The following is a 17,229-nucleotide window of genomic DNA, read 5'->3' on the forward strand; positions in this document are numbered from 1 at the left end:
CCCGCGGTCTCGTACACCGAGAGCCGGCTACCCCCTCGGGGGCGGCCGGCTCTTTCGTTGTGCACAGCTCCAGTCCTGGCCGGTTTACGCCCTTTGTCGCCGCGGTTACGATGCTCTCGGGCCGTCGTGTACGGCCGGTGGGGCACGTATGGGGGTGTGAAAGTGCGGCGGTACTCGGTTCTCCTGACGGCAGCGACGGCTGCCGCGCTCGTCGTGGCCGGTTGCGGAGCCAGCCCGGAGGCTCCCACCGTGAGCGACCCTGAGCCGACCGCCTCGTCCACCCAGGCCCCAGGACCGACCGCTCCACCGACTTCGGCGCCGCCGAGCCCGGCGGCGACGTCGACTGGCGAGCCGAAGAACGCGATCTCGCCGAACGCGGTGGACCCCGCGGTGGCGGCGGAGGCGACCGCATTCGTCCGAACGTTCATCAAGACCATCGACCAGGCGTCGCTGTCGGGGAAGTTCGACGCGGTCAAGGAGCTGTACACCGACGCGTGCGCCGACTGCCGGTCGACGGTCAGGTCGCTCGAGCGGATCTACAGCGATGGTGGTCGTCTCGAGGGCGGCACCTACACCAATCCGCGCTTCACGGTCGGCGACTCGGGGCGGGAGTCGATTCTGATCACGGTGGAGAGCACGATCGCGGCCTACAAGGTCCACAACGCGTCGGGCAAAGTCGTGCAGAACGAGCCGGCCAAGCCGGATGTGTCGAACTTCTTTGTCAGCAAGAGCTCGGCGGGCTGGCGCGTCATCGCCTGGACCTGAGGGGGCATCGCTATGCGGCTTTGGAGACTGCTCGCGGGTGGAGCGGCCATCGCGGTGGTCGTGGGTCTGCAGGTCGCGGCCATCCCTGGCGCGTCGGCGGTGCCCGAGACGGGTGACCTCAACTGGAACTACCACGAAGAAGGCGGTGGCTACTACCGGGAGCCGGAGGGCGGCGAGGAAGGTGGCGGCGGCGGAGGCGGCCCCGCGACCGTTCTCGTCGAGGTCGGGTCGCCATGGGTGTGCCGGCACTCCGACGATCACCAATGCAGCCCGCCGTGGGCGCAGGGTGGCACGTCCTGGTGCGGGCCTGACTACGGCGAGCCCGGGCTTGGGCCGAACGGTCTGCCCTGGTTCGCGCACGCCCGCTTCACCCGCGAGGTGACGGATCCGGCGAACCCCGGCCCGTGGATGATCGACACAGACGGGGGCCTCGGCCTCGGAACGGACTGCGTGGAGGTTGGCCCCGAGGACTGGGTCTCGCTCGAGGACATCCGCACCTGGGTGGTCGACTACTCGATCATCCGGGACCTCCCCGACCCGGTGGCGGTCATCAGCCCAGACCCCCAAGCCCTGGTGAACCTGCCCGTGGTGGTCTCGACCGACTACCCCGGCAACATCCCGGGCGTGGACCTCAACGCCGACCCGGTCACGTTGACGATCCCGATCGACATCCCGCGCCCCGGCGGCAACCTCGTCGGCGAGCTCCGGGCTCAGGCCAAGTTCACCTGGACGTTCGAGGGACGCGCGGACACGGTCAACGGCCGAGGTCATGACTACACAGCCGACGTCGACCCTCGCAACGACGGCGGCTACTACGTCAAGAACACCTTCACCCAGACCGGCGACTGGAACGTTCATCTGGACGTCCTGTGGACCGGCGAGGTGGACGTGGAGGGGATGGTCTCCCAGCCGATCCCGCCGATCGAGTTCGACTACGACGCCACGGTCAACGTGGTGGAGGCCAAGCCGGTCCTGGGCAGGAGGTAGTCGGCGCACCCCGAGGCGGGAACCGTCTGTAGCCATGCCAACGTCGAAGGTCCCGAAATCTCAAAATCGCGGGGTCGCCTTCACTTGGTAACTACGGACCGTTACGCTGCTCCCGGTCCGGAGCGTGCGGCACCGGACATTGGGGCATAACAGGGGTGTGAGCGTGCGGTTCTCGCTAGGACTGGCGGCGTCGGTCGCTCTCGCCTGCACGCTCACCGCGTGCGGCGGCGGGAGCCCTGAGCCGCCTGCACTCGACACCCCGGCTCCCACCCAGTCGGTCAGCACGCCCACTCCGACGCCTTCGGCGACTGCCAGCGCGAAGCCCACGGCTGCGCCGACCCCGACCGATGTGGTCGAGACCGGTGGCGGCGGGAAGGTCGACGCCGCGACCAAGGCGGCTGCCGAAGCGTTCGTCCAGAACGTTTTGACCGCCCTGGACAAGGCCACGACCACGGGTGACTTCAAGGACGCTCAGGCGGTCTTCGACAAGAGCTGCACCACCTGTAAGGACGGGATCGCCTACATCCAGGGGATCTACGCCAAGAACCAGAAGATCGTCGGCGGTGAGTATCAGGACCCGAGGTTCAGCGTGGTCGACTCGCCGGTCGCCGATGTCGTCGTCCGGGTAGACAGCACGGTTGCCGCGTACAAGGTCGTCAACGCGGCGGGCAAGACCATCGGGCGGGCTGGTGCGGAGCCCGATATCTCGAACTTCCACCTGAAGAAGTCAGGTGACACGTGGCACGTCGTTCGCTGGTCTTACAGCTAGGGGAGCACATGCGCGTCGCCAGGATTCTGATCGCCGCCGTCGCGGCGCTGTCCGTCGTTGCGTTGAGCCAGGCCGGGCTCGCCGAGCCCGCCGAGGCCGCGCCCACCGGGCCGGGCATCAGCTGGCAGTACAGCTCCGAGGCGAACGCCTACTGGCGCGCGCCGGAGGACACGCCGGCGCCGGGCAACGACGGTCCGCTGCTGGCGTGGACCCAGTACAGCAGCCAGAAGGACCTGACCTGTCCTGACGGGAACCCCGACTACGCCTGCGCCGGCCCACCGGCGGAGATCGTGGGGATCTACTGCTCGGATCTTCCCGGGCCAACGGGTCTGCCGACGTTCGCCTGGATCCGATGGGAGCGGACGCCGGAGCCGGACGGCACGATGGGCCCGTGGATCGGCAAAGATGCCGACTGCGATGAGCCTGGCGATGACGACGTCATCACGATGGACGAGATCCATCAGCAGGTCCTGAGCGCCAACGTCTTCCAAGAGCTTCCGAGACCCGTCCCGGAGATCAAGCCCGATCCCCAGGGCCTGGTCAACCTGCCGGTGATTGTCTCGACCGACTACCCCGACCCGACCGATCCGCTCATCGCTGACGACGTCGTTCAGACGGATCCGGTCATCGTGGAGATCGAGGTCAGGGTCGAGGGTGGCCGGGAACCGTTCATCGGGACCATCCGAGCATGGCTGGATGACTACGTCTGGACGTTCGTCAACGGCAGAGGCGAGACGGTGGAGGTCATCTCGGGTCGAGGCCCGGGCAACACCTACGACAGGAACATCGACCCGCGGACGAACCCCGGCCACTACATCTCGCATACGTTCCGCGAAGCCATAACGGGGAACAGGGTCTTCCTGAACGCAAGCTGGGTGGGTGAGATCCATGTCGAGGGAATCGGTGTGGACGAGCCGATGACGCCAGTGCCGATCAACGGAGAGTCGGCGGAGTTCAGCATCGTCGAGTCGGAACCCGTTCTGGGCAATAGGTAGTCGCTCAGTTCTCGAAGGGCCCGGATCTCCTGGTGGAGGTCCGGGCCTTCTCGTTCCGTGATCACGCGGTCGCGCCCTGCGAAGGGGTGGTGCCCAGGGTCCGGGGGAGCGTCGCTACGATGCTCCGACATCTAGGGGTCCGTACGCGTACGGGGCATTCGTGGGGGGTTGCCCGGTCGCGGCGCGCGTAGGGGTAGGCGCGTTCGAAGGCGCAGGGGACAACAGACCGAGATCCGGGAGGTTTCACGTATGACACTGCGACGACTTGCCGTTACGGCGAGTGTCCTGTGTATGACGTTCGGTATGGCGGCCTGCAACCAACAAGCCGATCCGAAGGCCCAGGTGGCCGTCGAGGCGCCCGCCAAGGCCAGCGCGAAGCCGACCAAGGCTGCGCCCAGTGAGAAGCCCGCGGCCGTGGCGAAGCCGACCCCGACGAAGGCGGCGGAACGGTCCACGCGCGGCGAGGTGCGCAAGAAGGACAAGCCCAAGGAGAAGCTCACCGCGCGGTCGTTGACGGCGAAGACGGTCGACGCGGCGAACGCCAAGGGCAGCGCGAAGATCAAGCTCGCCAAGAAGAACGCCCAGCTCGAGCAGTTCGCGGGCGAGGTCGAGTTCGGTACGAAGGACTTCGCGCGCCGCTCGACGGTCGTGTCGCAGGGCTCCGAGGTCGCGATGGTCCTGCTGCCGAACGCGATCTACATGAAGATCCCCGGCATGACCGACGACGACAAGAAGCCGTGGGTCGACGTCGCGGGCCTCAGCGCGAGCAAGAACTCCAGCGAGCAGGCCACGGCCGCGATGCTCGCCTGGATGCGGCAGAGCATCGACCCGACCGCGCAGCTCGCGGGTCTGCAGTACGGCAGGATCACCAGCAGCAGCGCGGCCGACGTCGAGGGCGTCGCGACCACCAAGCACGAGGTCGAGGTGAAGCTCTCCGACCTGGCCAAGCTGAAGTCCGGCGCCCAGGCCGCGTACCAGCAGCTCGCCTCGCGCGGCGTCAAGACGCTGTCGTACGAGCTGTATGTCGACGACGACTTCCTGCCGCACCGCCTCGTCGTCCCGGTCCTGACCGAGGGCGAACCGCTGGACTTCGTCTACTACGACTGGGGCACCTCCCTCGACCTGGGTGCTCCGCCGGCCAGCCAGATCGGCAAGCTGCCGAAGGGCTGAGGAGGTGGGCGTGGCGACCCCGATTTGGTCGCCACGCCCGCCGTCCCGTACTCTGGTCCGTAGCCAAAGACCGCCGGTTGCTGCCCTCTGGGGCAGTCGAAGGTCCCGCGAGAAGTAGTGGGCGGCCAGCGCAGGCGTGATCAGGGAAACGTACGTAGGCATCGCCTCCGCCCTGCGCGTCCGCGCGGGGCGTTTCGCATTTCTCGGGTCCTTCCGCGCAGCCGGCACCCCAGTGCAGTGGAAGGAGACCCATGGCGAGGCCGGACAAGGCAGCCGCGGTCGCCGAGCTCACCGATGAGTTCAAGAGCTCGAACGGCGCGGTCTTGACCGAGTATCGCGGGCTCACCGTCGCCCAGCTCAAGGAGCTGCGGCGTTCGATCAGTGAGAACGCCAGCTACGCCGTGGTGAAGAACACGCTGACCAAGATCGCCGCGAAGGAGACTGGCTACGGGGAGCTCGACGAGCTGCTCCAGGGCCCTTCGGCGATCGCGTTCATCAAGGGCGACCCGGTCGAGGTCGCCAAGGGACTGCGTGACTTCGCCAAGGCGAACCCCAATCTCGTGATCAAGGGCGGCGTCCTCGACGGCAAGGCGCTCAAGGTCGACGAGATCACCAAGCTCGCGGACCTCGAGTCCCGCGAGGTCCTGCTCGCCAAGCTCGCGGGCGCCATGCTGGCGTCGCTGTCGGGCGCGGCATCGCTGTTCCAGGCTCCGTTGTCGCAGGCCGCTCGGCTCGCCGAGGCACTGCGCGCGAAGGTCGAGGCCGAGGGCGGCGCTGCCCCGGTCGAGGCCGAGGCGGAGGAGAGCGCCCCGGCTGCGGCCGAGGCCGAGGAGAGCGCCCCCGCTGACGACGCAGCCAGCGAGAGCTGAACCGCGTACCAGCAAGCCACCAAGTGACAGTGCAAGAAAACAAGGGAAGGTAAGCCACTCATGGCGAAGCTCAGCACCGACGAGCTCCTGGACGCGTTCAAGGAGATGACGCTCCTCGAGCTCAGCGAGTTCGTGAAGCAGTTCGAGGACACGTTCGGCGTGACCGCGGCCGCCCCGGTCGCCGTCGCGGCCGCCTCGGGTCCGGGTGGCGGCGGCGCCGCTGCCGAGGCTCCGGAGGAGAAGGACGAGTTCGACGTCGTCCTCGAGGCCGCTGGCGAGAAGAAGATCCAGGTCATCAAAGAGGTCCGTGCCCTCACCAGCCTGGGCCTGAAGGAGGCGAAGGACCTCGTCGAGGCCGCGCCGAAGCCCGTCCTGGAGAAGGTGAACAAGGAGCAGGCCGACAAGGCCAAGGAGGCCCTCGAGGCCGCCGGTGCCAGCGTCTCGCTCAAGTAGTACGCGGCAGCACCAGCACGAACGCTCGTCAGAGGGCGGTCATCCACAGCGTGGGTGGCCGCCATTCTGCTTGTCTGGCGCGCCGAAGCCCGTCCTGGAGAAGGTGACGGTGCCAATCAAGGGGGAGCAGGCCGACAAGGCCAAGGAGGCCCTCGAGGCCGCCGGTGCCAGCGTCTCGCTCAAGTAGTACGCGGCAGCACCAGCACGAACGCTCGTCAGAGGGCGGTCATCCACAGCGTGGGTGGCCGCCTTCGGCATGTCTGGCGACAATCGCCTATGCTGTCCAGACTAGACAGGACAGAGTACGATCAGGTCTATGAGATGGCAGGTTCAGGAGGCGAAGCAGCGCTTCAGCGAGGTGCTGCGTCGAGCGCAGGAGGACGGGCCGCAGATCGTCACCAAACATGGGGAGGAGATCGCTGTGCTGATCGACATCAATGCATACAGACATCTGACCGGGGGAGAGCTGAGCTTCAAGGACTTCCTCAGGACGATGCCAGAGCTCCCGGACGAGGTCCTGGAGCGTCCCGAGGAGTATCCGCGGGAGATCGACCGGTCGGACGACTGACGTGCCGTATCTCCTCGACAGCAACGTTGTCTCCGAGCTCGGGAAGTCGCTTCCGGACCCGCGGCTGCTCGCCTGGTACGACGAGGTGTCGTCCCATGATCTCTATCTGAGCGCGCTGACGGTCGGCGAGATCCGGCTGGGCGTCGAAACGATTCGGCGGCGAGATCCGCATCGGTCGCGGCGGCTCAGCGAGCAGCTGGCGGTGCTGCGCAGAAGCTATGCCGATCGCATCGTTCCGGTGACCAGCGACATCGCCGACGAGTGGGGTCGGCTGAGCAGTCCCGACCGGCTGCCCGTCGTGGACGGCATCCTCGCGGCGACCGCCCTCCTGCACGACTGGACGTTCGTCACCCGCAGCACGAAGGACGTCGAGCGGACCGGCGTACGGCTGCTCAACCCGTTCGAGGCCTGAGCCCACATCCGCACGAAGCGGGCGATGTGTGGAAACGACCGTCGCGGGACACAAATCCTGGGAGACCGGGCTGGACCGGTAAGTGACTGGCGCGTAACCTCTGCTGCTTCGGTTCGTTGGGCTGCACCGGGGGAGCGCTGGTTGTTGCCCGCGCGAAGGGTCCGGCGGCCGGCCTGTAGACCCGTCCTAGGCCGCAAGGGAGTCCGTTGTGGGGGTGGAAGTCCGCGTCGAGGGATTGACGAAGTCCTTTGGCGGCCAGTTGATCTGGCGGGACGTCACGCTCACGCTCCCCGAGGGCGAGATCAACGTCATGCTCGGCCCGAGCGGCACCGGCAAGTCGGTCTTCCTCAAGTGCCTCGTCGGCCTGCTCAAACCGGACAAAGGCCACATCTACATCGAGGGAAACGACGTCGCGACGTGCAGCGAGCGGAAGCTGTACGAGATCCGGAAGTTGTTCGGCGTCCTCTTCCAGGACGGCGCCCTCTTCGGCTCGATGAACCTCTACGACAACGTCGCGTTCCCGCTCCGCGAGCACACCAAGAAGTCCGAGAGCGAAGTCCGCCGGATCGTCATGGAGAAGATCGACATGGTCGGTCTTCAAGGCGCCGAGACCAAGCTCCCCGGCGAGATCTCCGGCGGCATGCGCAAGCGGGCCGGCCTGGCACGGGCACTCGTGCTCGACCCCGAGATCATGCTGCTCGACGAGCCCGACTCCGGCCTCGACCCGGTCCGTACGGCGTTCCTCAATCAGCTCATCGTCGACCTCAGCCAGGACACCGGCGCGACGTTCCTGATCGTCACCCACGACATCAACACCGCCCGCACGGTGCCCGACAACATCGGCCTGCTCTACCACCGCCACCTCGCCATGTTCGGCCCGCGCGAGATGCTCCTCAGCAGCGAGCAGCCCGTCGTCAGGCAGTTCCTCAACGCCCAACGGTTCGGGCCGATCGGGATGGCCGAGGAGAAGGACGCCGACGAGCTCGCCGCCGAGGCCGCGGCCGGCGTGGAGCTGCCGCCGCTGCCGCCGATCCCGCTCCAGCTCACCCCGTCCGACGGGTACGCCAGAGACACCCAACGCCCGCCCGGGGAGTGGTGCGCGACGTACGGCATCGCACCGCCGCCCGGGTCGTTCCAGCCGACGGTGACGGCCGGGGCGATGTCGTGACCTGGACGCCCGCGACGCCGGTCAAGGCGAGCGGGAGGCTGTTCGCGTTCACCCTCGACGTCCTCCGCGCCTTCCCCCGCAGGCCGTTCCAGTGGCGCGAGTTCCTCCAACAGGCCTGGTTCATCGCCAGCGTCACGATCGTCCCGACCGCACTCGTCGCGATCCCGTTCGGCGCGGTCATCGCGCTCCAGGTCGGCGGCCTGATCAAGCAGTTCGGCGCCCAGTCGTTCGCCGGCGCCGCGATGGTGCTCGCGGTCGTACGCGAAGCCTCGCCGATCGCCACCGCCCTCCTCATTGCGGGAGCGGGCGGCTCAGCGATCTGCGCCGACCTCGGCAGCCGCAAGATCCGCGAAGAGCTCGACGCCATGCAGGTCCTCGGCATCGACCCGCTGCACCGGCTCGTCGTCCCGCGCGTCCTCGCCGCCATGGTCGTCGCCGTCTTCCTGAACGGCCTCGTCAGCGTCGTCGGCGTGATCGGCGGCTACATCTTCAACGTCGTCCTCCAAGGCGGCACCCCCGGCGCGTATATAGCCAGCTTCACCGCGTTAGCCCAGCTCCCCGACCTGTGGGCCGGCGAGATCAAGGCGCTCGTGTTCGGCTTCATCGCCGCGATGGTCGCGTCGTACAAGGGCATGAACGCCGGCGGCGGACCCAAGGGCGTCGGCGACGCGGTCAACCAGAGCGTCGTGATCACGTTCATGCTGCTGTTCTTCGCCAACTTCGTCATGCAGGCGATCTACTTCCAGATCGTCCCGCCGAAGGGCGGCTGAGCGTGGCGATCAGGAACGTGGCAACGGCGCCGGTCAAGCTCCTCGACCTGCTCGGCGCGCAGCTCTCCTTCTACCTCAAGGCCCTCGCCTGGACGCCGCGCACGATCCGCCGCTACCGGCGCGAGGTCTGGCGCCTGCTCGCCGAGGTCACGTTCGGTACCGGCGCGCTCGCGGTGATCGGCGGAACGGTCGGCGTGATCGCGTTCCTCGCGTTCTTCACCGGCACCGAGGTCGGCCTGCAGGGGTACGCGAGCCTCCAGCAGCTCGGCACGTCGGCCTTCACCGGCTTCGTCAGCGCGTACTTCAACACCAGAGAGATCGCCCCGCTCATCGCCGGCATCGCGCTCGCCGCGACGGTCGGCTGCGGCTTCACCGCCCAGCTCGGCGCGATGCGGATCTCCGAAGAGGTCGACGCGCTCGAGGTCATGGGCGTACCGAGCCTGCCGTTCCTCGTCACCAGCCGCATCATCGCCGGCCTGGTCGCGATCATCCCGCTGTACGTGATCGGCCTGTTCTCCAGCTACTTCGCCACCAGGCTGATCGTCACCGGCTACTACGGCCAGAGCGCCGGCACGTACGACCACTACTTCCACCTGTTCTTACCGCCGTACGACGTGCTCTGGTCGTTCGGCAAGGTGCTCGTCTTCGCGGTCGTGATCATCCTCATCCACTGCTACCACGGCTACAACGCCTCGGGTGGTCCCGCCGGCGTGGGCGTCGCCGTCGGGCGCGCGGTGCGAACGTCGATCGTCGCGATCAACGTCGTCGACCTGCTGCTCTCGATGGCCATCTGGGGTGCCACGACGAGCGTCCGGCTGGCAGGGTAGGGCGAATGCCGCAGGGAGGCACGATTCGACGGCGAGCGCTGGGGCTCGCCTTCCTGGCCGTGCTCGCGGCCTTCGGCTGGCTGACGTACGCCTCGTTCAACCAGATCTTCAAGCACACCACCGACGTCACGCTCGAGACCAGCCACATCGGCCTGCAGCTGGACAAGCACGCCGACGTGAAGCTGCGCGGCGCGATCGTCGGCGAGGTACGCGAGATCGAGGCGGAGGGCGACGGCGCCAAGATCAAGCTCGCGCTCAACCCGGACGACGACCACCTGATCCCCGCGAACGTCACCGCGCGGATCCTCCCGAAGACCTTGTTCGGCGAGAAGTTCGTCGACCTGGTCGTGCCGGAACGCACCAGCCACCTCACGATCGCCGAGGGCGACGTGATCAGCCGCGACCGCACGAGGGTCGGCATCGAGCTCGAGACCGTGCTGAACGACGTCTATCCGTTGCTGCGAACGATCAACCCCGCCAAGCTGAACGCCACCCTGAACGCCGTAGCCACCGCGCTCGAGGGCCGCGGCGAGGAGATCGGCGACAATCTCGTCAAGCTCGACGGCTACCTCACCGAGCTCAACCCGCACGTCCCCGCGCTCAAGCAGGACGTCACCGAGCTCGCGAACGTCGCCGACATCTACGACGACGCGACCCCCGATCTCGTACGCCTGCTGAAGAACGCCACCACGACCGGCAACACCGTCGTGCTGAAGAAGCAAGCCCTGCAGGACTTCCTCGTCGACCTGTCCGGCACCGCGCAGACCGCCGACGACTTCCTCGCCAAGAACGAACGAGCGCTGATCGAGCTCGGCGAAGTGAGCCGCCCGACGCTCGAGGTGCTCGCGACGTACTCGCCGGAGTACACCTGCCTGCTGCAGGGCATGGCGAACTGGGTGCCGCGCTTCACCGACGCGTTCGGCGGCGGCGAGCACTTCAAGGGCACCGCGCGCAGCCTGCACATCACGCTCGAGGTCGTGCCGCAGAAGCGCGGCTACAGCCGCGAGGACCGGCCGGCGTTCCTGGACGACCGCGGTCCCGGTTGCCGGAGCCTGCCGACGCCGCCGTACAACCAGAAGAACCCCGGCCCAGGCGGCAACATCCACGACGGCGTCGGCGAGCAGCCCGGCCCCGGCAGCCGCACGCCGAGCGTCTTCGACGTCACGAGCGGCGACGCGGGCACCGCGGACGAGCAGGCGTTGGTCGACGCGCTCGTCGCGCCGGTGATGGACGAGCAGCCAACGGACGTTCCCGACATCGCCACGCTGCTGTTCGGCCCGCTGGCCAGGGGAACGGAGGTGAGCGTGCGATGAAGACCGCCTCCGCGGGCATCAAGCTCCTCATCTTCGCCGTCGTGACGGTTCTCGCGACGGCCGTGCTCGCCGTGACGATCGCCAACATCGGCCTCGGCGAGTCCAAGCGGTACGGCGCGATCTTCACCGACGTGACCGGTGTGGAGAAGGGCGACGACGTCCGCATCGCTGGCGTCCGCGTCGGCGAGATCCAGGAGATCGGCGTCGAGCAGCAAGGGAACGCCAAGCCCACCGCGAAGATCACGTTCTCCGTCGACGCCGACCAGCAGCTGTCCACCAGCGTGCGCGCGGCGCTGCGCTACCGGAACCTCGTCGGCCAGCGCTACCTCGCGCTGAGCGAAGGCCCGGGCGCGGCGACGCCGCTCGGCGAGAACGACACGATCCCGCTCAGTCAGACCCAGCCCGCGCTCGACCTGAACGTGCTGTTCAACGGCTTCAAGCCGCTGTTCGCCGCGCTCTCGCCGCAGGACGTCAACAAGCTCGCATACGAGATCATCCAAGTCCTGCAGGGAGAAGCCGGAACGGTCGAGAGCCTGCTCACCCACACGGCCTCGCTCACCAGCTCCCTCGCCGACCAGGACAAGGTGATCGGCGACCTGATCGACAACCTCAACACCGTGCTCGCCACCGTCGGCGAACGGGACGAGAAGCTCGGCGAGCTGATCGGCGAGTTGCAGCGCTTCGTCTCCGGGCTGTCGGAGGACCGCAAGGCGATCGGCGACTCGCTCGCTTCGATCGTCGACCTCAACACCCAGACAGCCGGCCTGCTGAAAGACGCCCGCGGGCCGCTGAAGAAGGACATCGCCGAGCTCAGCACGCTCGCCGGCACGCTCAACGAGAACGCCGGAATCGTCGAACGTACGTTGAAGAACATGCCGCCGAAGCTCACCGCGCTGACCCGCACGGCGACGTACGGCAGCTGGTTCAACTTCTACATGTGCGACTTCGAGGCCCGCATCGTGCTGCCCAACGGGCAGGAGCTGCCGCGCACCTCGCTGCACGTCACCGCGCAGAGGTGCCAGCGATGAGGCCGTTCCGCGAACGCAGCATGCTGAGCATCGGCGCCGCCGGGCTCGCGGTGCTCGGCGTCCTCGTCTACGCCGCGTTCAACGCCGACGACCTGCCGGTGATCGGCGGCGGCACCAAGTACGCGGCGCAGTTCACCGAGGCGGGCGGCATCCGCCCCGACGACGAGGTCCGCGTCGCGGGCGTCAAGGTCGGCCACGTCGAGACCGTCGAGCTGGACGGCGACCACGTCCGCGTCGGGTTCAAGGTCGAGGACGAGGACACCCGGCTCGGCACGAGGACTGGCGCGGCGATCCGGATCAAGACCGTGCTCGGCCGCATGTACCTCTCGCTCGAGCCCGCCGGCCCCGGACACCTCGACCCGAAGACGGAGATCCCGCGCGACCGTACGGTGGCGCCCTACAACGTCGTCGAAGCGTTCACCGACCTCACCGAGACCACCGAACGCATCGACACCGGGCAGCTCGCCACCGCGCTCGGCACGCTGTCGGACACGTTCGAGAACACCCCGGACGAGGTTCGCGACACGCTGAACGGCCTGTCCAGGCTCTCGCGCACGATCGCCACCCGCGACGAGCAGCTCCGCACCCTGCTCGAGAACTCCAAGACGGTCACGAAGGTCCTGTCCGACCGCGACGACGAGCTGGTCAAGCTGCTCAAGGACGGCGACCTGCTGCTGAAGGAGATCCAGGCGAGGCGCGAGCTCATCCACCAGCTGCTCGTCACCACACAGACCCTGTCCACGCAGCTCACCGGCCTGGTCGCCGACAACCGCGCGCAGCTCGAGCCCGCGTTGCGCAAGCTCGCCGGCGTCGTCGCGCTGCTGCGCAAGAACCAGGCCAGCCTCGACAAGAGCATCGAGCTGCTGGCGCCGTTCGTCCGCGTGTTCGCCAACACGCTGGGCACCGGCCCGTGGTTCGACACCTACATCCCCAACCTCGCGCCGCTCCCGGCCGTGCCGAGGCTGCCCGGACAGCCGGCGGGAGGCGCGCAGTGAGCCTGTCGACGCCGTTGCCCAAGCTGCTGCGCTGGGCCCGTGCCACCCACGTTCTCGCCGTGATCATCGCGGTCGCGGTGGTCGCCGGCATCGTGTACGCGGTCTGGCCGGACCCGCCGCAGACCCACGTCACGGCGCATTTCCCGCGCACGATCGGCCTGTACGAGGGGTCCGACGTCCGCGTGCTCGGCGTGAAGATCGGCCGCGTCGACAAGGTGACGCCCGAGGGCGAGACCGTCCGCGTCGACCTGTCGTACGAGACCAGGCACAAGATCCCGGCGAGCGCCAAGGCGGTCATCGCCGCGCCCTCGCTGGTGAGCGACCGGTACGTGCAGCTCACGCCGGCCTACAGCAGCGGCCCCGTCCTCGCCGACGGCGCCGACATCCCGCTGCGCGACACCGCGGTCCCGGTCGAGCTGGACCGGATCTACTCCAGCCTGAACGAGCTGTCGGTCGCCCTCGGTCCCGACGGCGCGAACAAGGACGGCGCGCTGTCGGAGCTGCTCGACACCGGCGCGCGCAACCTCGACGGGCAGGGCAAGAAGGTCAACAGCACCGTCGGCGACCTCGCCGACGCGGTGGGCACGCTGTCCGGCAGTCGCGAGGACCTGTTCGCGACGGTCCGCCAGCTGCAGGACTTCACGACCACGTTGGCGAACAACGACGAGAACGTCCGCCAGTTCAACGGCGACCTGCAGCTCGTCGCCGACCAGCTCTCCGGCGAGCGCGCGGACCTGCAGAAGGCGCTCGACAACCTCGCGGTCGCGCTGTCAGAGGTGTCGTCGTTCGTGCACGACAACCGCGCCGAGCTGCGGCAGAACATCGACGGGCTCACCGAGCTGTCCAAGACGCTGGTCAAGCAGCAGGACGCGTTGCGCGAGGTGATCGACGAGTCGCCGGTCGCGCTGGCCAACCTGGACCGTACGTACAACCCGAAGTCGGGCACGCTCGACACCCGCAACAACTTCGCGCAGACCGACGACCCGGGCCTGTACCTGTGCTCGCTGCTCCAGCAGCTCGGGCAGCCGGAGGACGCCTGCAAGGACCTGCGCGCGCTGCTCGACGACCTGCCGCTGCCGCCCCTGCCCGGTGGCGAGGCGCGGGCGGCGACGACCAACGTGCAGTCCGGCCGCGACCTCACCCTCGGCGGAATCCTGGCGAAGGAGGGCGCGCGATGAAGCGACTTCTCCTAGCCCTGCTTGGACTCTCGGTGCTCGCCGGCTGCTCGTTCTCCGTCTACGACCTGCCGCTGCCCGGCGGCCAGGGTGGCAGCGGGCCGGGCTATCACGTGACCGTGCAGTTCCGCGACGTGCTCGACCTGGTGCCGCGTTCGTCGGTCCGCGTCGACGACGTCGCGGTCGGCCAGGTCGAGAAGGTGTGGCTCGACGGCTGGACCGCGAACGTACGGATCCGCGTTCGCGAAGGCGTCAAGCTGCCCGACAACGCGACCGCGCAGATCCGCCAGACCAGCTTGCTGGGTGAGAAGTTCGTGTCGCTCGCGAAGCCGGCGGCCGGCACACGGACGTACGGCGAGCTGTCCGACGGCGACGTGATCCCGCTGTCGCGGACCGGCCGGAACGTCGAGGTCGAGGAGGTGCTGTCCGCGCTCTCTCTGCTGCTGAACGGAGGCGGCGTCGCGCAGCTCAAGACGATCACGGTCGAGCTGAACAAGACGCTCGAGGGCAGAGAGAGCGACCTGCGTTCGCTGCTGAACAACCTCGACACGTTCATCGGCGAGCTGGACGAGCACAAGGCCGAGATCAACCGCGCCCTCGCGAGCCTCGACAAGCTGGCCGCGTCGCTGGCGAAGCAGAAGACCACGCTCGCGACCACGATCGACGAACTCCCAGCAGCGTTGACGATTCTCGCCGACCAGCGCAAGAACCTCACCAAGCTGCTCGTCGAGCTGTCCAAGCTCGGCGTGACCGGCACGCGCGTGATCGAGGGTACGAAGGAAGACCTGCTGGCCAACCTGAAGGCGCTCGATCCCGTCCTCACCGAGCTGGCGAAGGCGGGCGACGCGTTGCCGAACGCGCTGCAGGTGCTGTTCACGTACCCGTTCGCCGACTCCGCCGCCAACGCCGTCCAGGGCGACTACACCAACATGCAGCTGACGCTCGACCTCAACCTGCCCGCGTTGCTCAGCGACCAGGGACCGCTGCCGTTGCCGAGCCTGCCGCCTATCCCGCTGCCGAGCCTGCCGCCACTCCCGCCGCTTCCGACCAGCCTGCCGACGGCGCTGCCCACACTGCCGGTCCCGTTGCCGACCCTGCCTATCCCGCTGCCGACCGCCCTGCCGACGTTGCCGCTCCCCCTGCCGTCGGCCTGCATCACGCTGCCCCCGCTCCCGCTGCCGCCGATCTGCACGCAGGCCGACGCGCAGGGCGCCGCGTACGACCCGGAGCTCGCGGGCCTGCTGGTGGGAGGGATCGGATGATCGGCAAGCTCGTCCGGATCCAGCTCGTGCTGTTCGTCGCGCTGACGCTGGTCGGCGTCTCGTACGTCGGCGCCCGGTACGCCGGGCTCGACGACCTGATCCTCGGCCGCGGCTACCACGTGACCGCCGACTTCGCCGACTCCGGCGGGATCTTCGAGACCGCCGAGGTGACGTACCGCGGCGTCGGTGTCGGCCGCGTCGACAAGCTCACGCCGACGCCGGACGGCGTCGAGGTGCGGCTGGCGCTGGAGGACGACGCGCCGCGGATCCCGGCCGACACGGTGGCGGTCGTCGCCAACCGGTCCGCGATCGGCGAGCAGTACGTCGACCTGCAGCCGCGCCGCGACGGCGCCCCGTACCTCGACGACGGCGCGACGATCGCGCGGCGCGACACCAAGACGCCGATCCCGACGACGAAGCTCTTGCTCGACCTCGACCGGCTGGTCAACTCCGTCGGCAAGGAGGACCTGACGACGGTGATCGACGAGCTCGGCGACGCGTTCTGGGGAACGGGGGACGACCTCAGCCGCATCGTCGACTCCGGCAACGCGCTGATCGAGACCGCCGACGACAACCTCGAGCAGACGATCTCGCTGATCGAGGACGGGTCGACGGTCCTGCGTACGCAGCGCGAGTCCGGCGGCGCGATCAAGAGCTTCTCCCGCGACCTCGCCGACCTGTCGGACACGCTGGTCGCGTCGGATCCGAAGCTCCGGCAGGTGCTCGACTCGGGGATCCTGACCGCGCGCGAGGTGTCTGCGCTGCTGGACGAGAACGCGAGCGACGTCCCCGTTCTGCTTGCGAACCTCACGACGGCCGGGCAGATCGTGCGGGTGCGCACGGAGAACCTGCAGCAGATCCTGATCATCTACCCGTACGTCGTCCGTGGCGGCTACACGGTGATCGACAAGGATCCGGTGACCGGGCACTACACCGCGCATTTCGGGCTGCAGCTGTCGCTGGGGCCTGCGTCGTGCCGGAAGGGGTACGAGGGAACGACGAAGCGGACGCCGGAGGAGACGCAGGACCAGTCCGCGAACACGTCGGCCTCGTGCAAGGACGAGAAGACGACGATGCGCGGGGCGCAGAACGCGCCGCGTGTCGACGCCGACTCGCCCGCGCGGAGTATCCCCGGGTCGCTCGGCTCGTTGGGGGGACAGCAGAAGGCGTTCGGAGAGGATTCGTGGAAGTGGCTGTTGGTCGGTCCGACCGCGCGATGAGTCCGCGGTCGGTGCTCGTTCTCGTTCTCGCGATCCTGGTGGCGGGCGCGCTGGTCGCTGTCGCGTTCCTCACGGTGCTGGTGGTGCGGGACCAGCGGTCGGCTGACGCGCGGACGGATGCGCTGCGGATCGCGCGGCAGCTGACGGTGAACTTCACGACGCTGGACTACCGGACGTTCGACGAGAACGCGGCGAACGTGGTGTCGCTGTCCTCGGGGGACTTCCGTTCTCAGTTCCGGAATGCCACTGCCGACTTGAAGAAGCAGGTCGCGGCGAACAAGACCGTGTCGCGCGGGGAGGTGCTCGAGGCGGGGTTGGTGTCGTTCGACCCGGACTCGGCGCGCGCCCTGGTGGTGGCGGACGCGTCGGTGACGAACGTGGCCGCGCCGAAGGGGAGCGTGAAGCACTACCGGATGCAGCTGGACCTGGTCCGCGAGCGGGCCGGGTGGCGTGTCGTCGACCTGCAGTTCGTGGGGTGAGCTG

Annotated in this window: 19 protein-coding genes; all 19 read left to right on the forward strand. The window is 68.3% G+C overall.

Annotation, left to right across the window (positions count from 1 at the left end; translation table 11 throughout):
* Window positions 1-249 precede the first annotated feature (249 nt).
* The 19 genes from JOD67_RS12285 to JOD67_RS12375 all read left to right on the forward strand — a co-directional run bounded on the left by JOD67_RS12285 (window position 250) and on the right by JOD67_RS12375 (window position 17,225).
* A complete protein-coding gene (locus tag JOD67_RS12285) occupies window positions 250-765 on the forward strand; it encodes a hypothetical protein (RefSeq protein WP_205117568.1) in 516 nt (171 codons plus the stop codon).
* Window positions 766-777: 12 nt separating this feature from the next.
* On the forward strand, window positions 778-1,752 hold the full coding sequence (locus JOD67_RS12290; protein WP_205117569.1) for a hypothetical protein: 975 nt from the start codon (window positions 778-780) through the stop codon (window positions 1,750-1,752).
* Between the two features lie 163 nt (window positions 1,753-1,915).
* Window positions 1,916-2,521 carry a DUF6318 family protein gene (locus JOD67_RS12295; RefSeq protein ID WP_205117570.1) on the forward strand — a complete coding sequence of 202 codons (606 nt, stop codon included), beginning with the start codon at window positions 1,916-1,918 and terminating at the stop codon, window positions 2,519-2,521.
* Between the two features lie 8 nt (window positions 2,522-2,529).
* Window positions 2,530-3,516 carry a hypothetical protein gene (locus JOD67_RS12300; protein ID WP_205117571.1) on the forward strand — a complete coding sequence of 329 codons (987 nt, stop codon included), beginning with the start codon at window positions 2,530-2,532 and terminating at the stop codon, window positions 3,514-3,516.
* A 291-nt stretch (window positions 3,517-3,807) separates the two neighbouring features.
* Entirely contained in the window at window positions 3,808-4,686 is an 879-nt protein-coding gene (locus JOD67_RS12305) for an SCO4651 family lipoprotein (protein ID WP_205117572.1), read from the forward strand.
* 251 nt (window positions 4,687-4,937) lie between these two features.
* Window positions 4,938-5,555 (forward strand): 50S ribosomal protein L10, encoded by a 618-nt coding sequence (gene rplJ, locus JOD67_RS12310; protein ID WP_205117573.1) that lies wholly within the window; start codon window positions 4,938-4,940, stop codon window positions 5,553-5,555.
* A gap of 60 nt (window positions 5,556-5,615) precedes the next feature.
* Window positions 5,616-6,008, forward strand: coding sequence for a 50S ribosomal protein L7/L12 (rplL, locus tag JOD67_RS12315; RefSeq protein ID WP_205117574.1), 393 nt, complete (start codon window positions 5,616-5,618; stop codon window positions 6,006-6,008).
* 316 nt (window positions 6,009-6,324) lie between these two features.
* The gene (locus JOD67_RS12320; protein WP_205117575.1) at window positions 6,325-6,576 is read left to right on the forward strand and encodes a type II toxin-antitoxin system Phd/YefM family antitoxin; all 252 of its coding nucleotides are present in this window, start codon (window positions 6,325-6,327) and stop codon (window positions 6,574-6,576) included.
* A 1-nt stretch (window position 6,577) separates the two neighbouring features.
* Entirely contained in the window at window positions 6,578-6,988 is a 411-nt protein-coding gene (locus JOD67_RS12325; protein ID WP_205117576.1) for a type II toxin-antitoxin system VapC family toxin, read from the forward strand.
* Between the two features lie 208 nt (window positions 6,989-7,196).
* Window positions 7,197-8,156 (forward strand): ABC transporter ATP-binding protein, encoded by a 960-nt coding sequence (locus JOD67_RS12330; RefSeq protein WP_205117577.1) that lies wholly within the window; start codon window positions 7,197-7,199, stop codon window positions 8,154-8,156.
* Complete coding sequence (locus tag JOD67_RS12335) at window positions 8,153-8,926, forward strand: MlaE family ABC transporter permease (protein ID WP_205117578.1); 774 nt, start codon at window positions 8,153-8,155, stop codon at window positions 8,924-8,926. Before JOD67_RS12330 ends, JOD67_RS12335 begins: the two co-directional genes overlap by 4 nt.
* Before the next feature lie 2 nt (window positions 8,927-8,928).
* Window positions 8,929-9,753 (forward strand): MlaE family ABC transporter permease, encoded by an 825-nt coding sequence (locus tag JOD67_RS12340; protein ID WP_307782374.1) that lies wholly within the window; start codon window positions 8,929-8,931, stop codon window positions 9,751-9,753.
* Window positions 9,754-9,758: 5 nt separating this feature from the next.
* The gene (locus JOD67_RS12345) at window positions 9,759-11,066 is read left to right on the forward strand and encodes an MCE family protein (protein WP_239553818.1); all 1,308 of its coding nucleotides are present in this window, start codon (window positions 9,759-9,761) and stop codon (window positions 11,064-11,066) included.
* The gene (locus JOD67_RS12350; RefSeq protein WP_205117579.1) at window positions 11,063-12,094 is read left to right on the forward strand and encodes an MCE family protein; all 1,032 of its coding nucleotides are present in this window, start codon (window positions 11,063-11,065) and stop codon (window positions 12,092-12,094) included. The genes JOD67_RS12345 and JOD67_RS12350 overlap by 4 nt, the downstream gene beginning before the upstream one ends.
* A complete protein-coding gene (locus JOD67_RS12355) occupies window positions 12,091-13,089 on the forward strand; it encodes an MCE family protein (RefSeq protein ID WP_205117580.1) in 999 nt (332 codons plus the stop codon). Before JOD67_RS12350 ends, JOD67_RS12355 begins: the two co-directional genes overlap by 4 nt.
* Entirely contained in the window at window positions 13,086-14,267 is a 1,182-nt protein-coding gene (locus JOD67_RS12360) for an MCE family protein (RefSeq protein ID WP_205117581.1), read from the forward strand. Before JOD67_RS12355 ends, JOD67_RS12360 begins: the two co-directional genes overlap by 4 nt.
* Entirely contained in the window at window positions 14,264-15,526 is a 1,263-nt protein-coding gene (locus JOD67_RS12365) for an MCE family protein (RefSeq protein WP_205117582.1), read from the forward strand. The genes JOD67_RS12360 and JOD67_RS12365 overlap by 4 nt, the downstream gene beginning before the upstream one ends.
* Window positions 15,523-16,746 (forward strand): MCE family protein, encoded by a 1,224-nt coding sequence (locus JOD67_RS12370; protein ID WP_205117583.1) that lies wholly within the window; start codon window positions 15,523-15,525, stop codon window positions 16,744-16,746. The genes JOD67_RS12365 and JOD67_RS12370 overlap by 4 nt, the downstream gene beginning before the upstream one ends.
* Complete coding sequence (locus JOD67_RS12375) at window positions 16,716-17,225, forward strand: Rv1363c family protein (RefSeq protein WP_205117584.1); 510 nt, start codon at window positions 16,716-16,718, stop codon at window positions 17,223-17,225. The genes JOD67_RS12370 and JOD67_RS12375 overlap by 31 nt, the downstream gene beginning before the upstream one ends.
* Window positions 17,226-17,229: the final 4 nt, after the last annotated feature.

It is taken from the genome of Tenggerimyces flavus (genome assembly GCF_016907715.1).
GTDB lineage: Bacteria > Actinomycetota > Actinomycetes > Propionibacteriales > Actinopolymorphaceae > Tenggerimyces > Tenggerimyces flavus.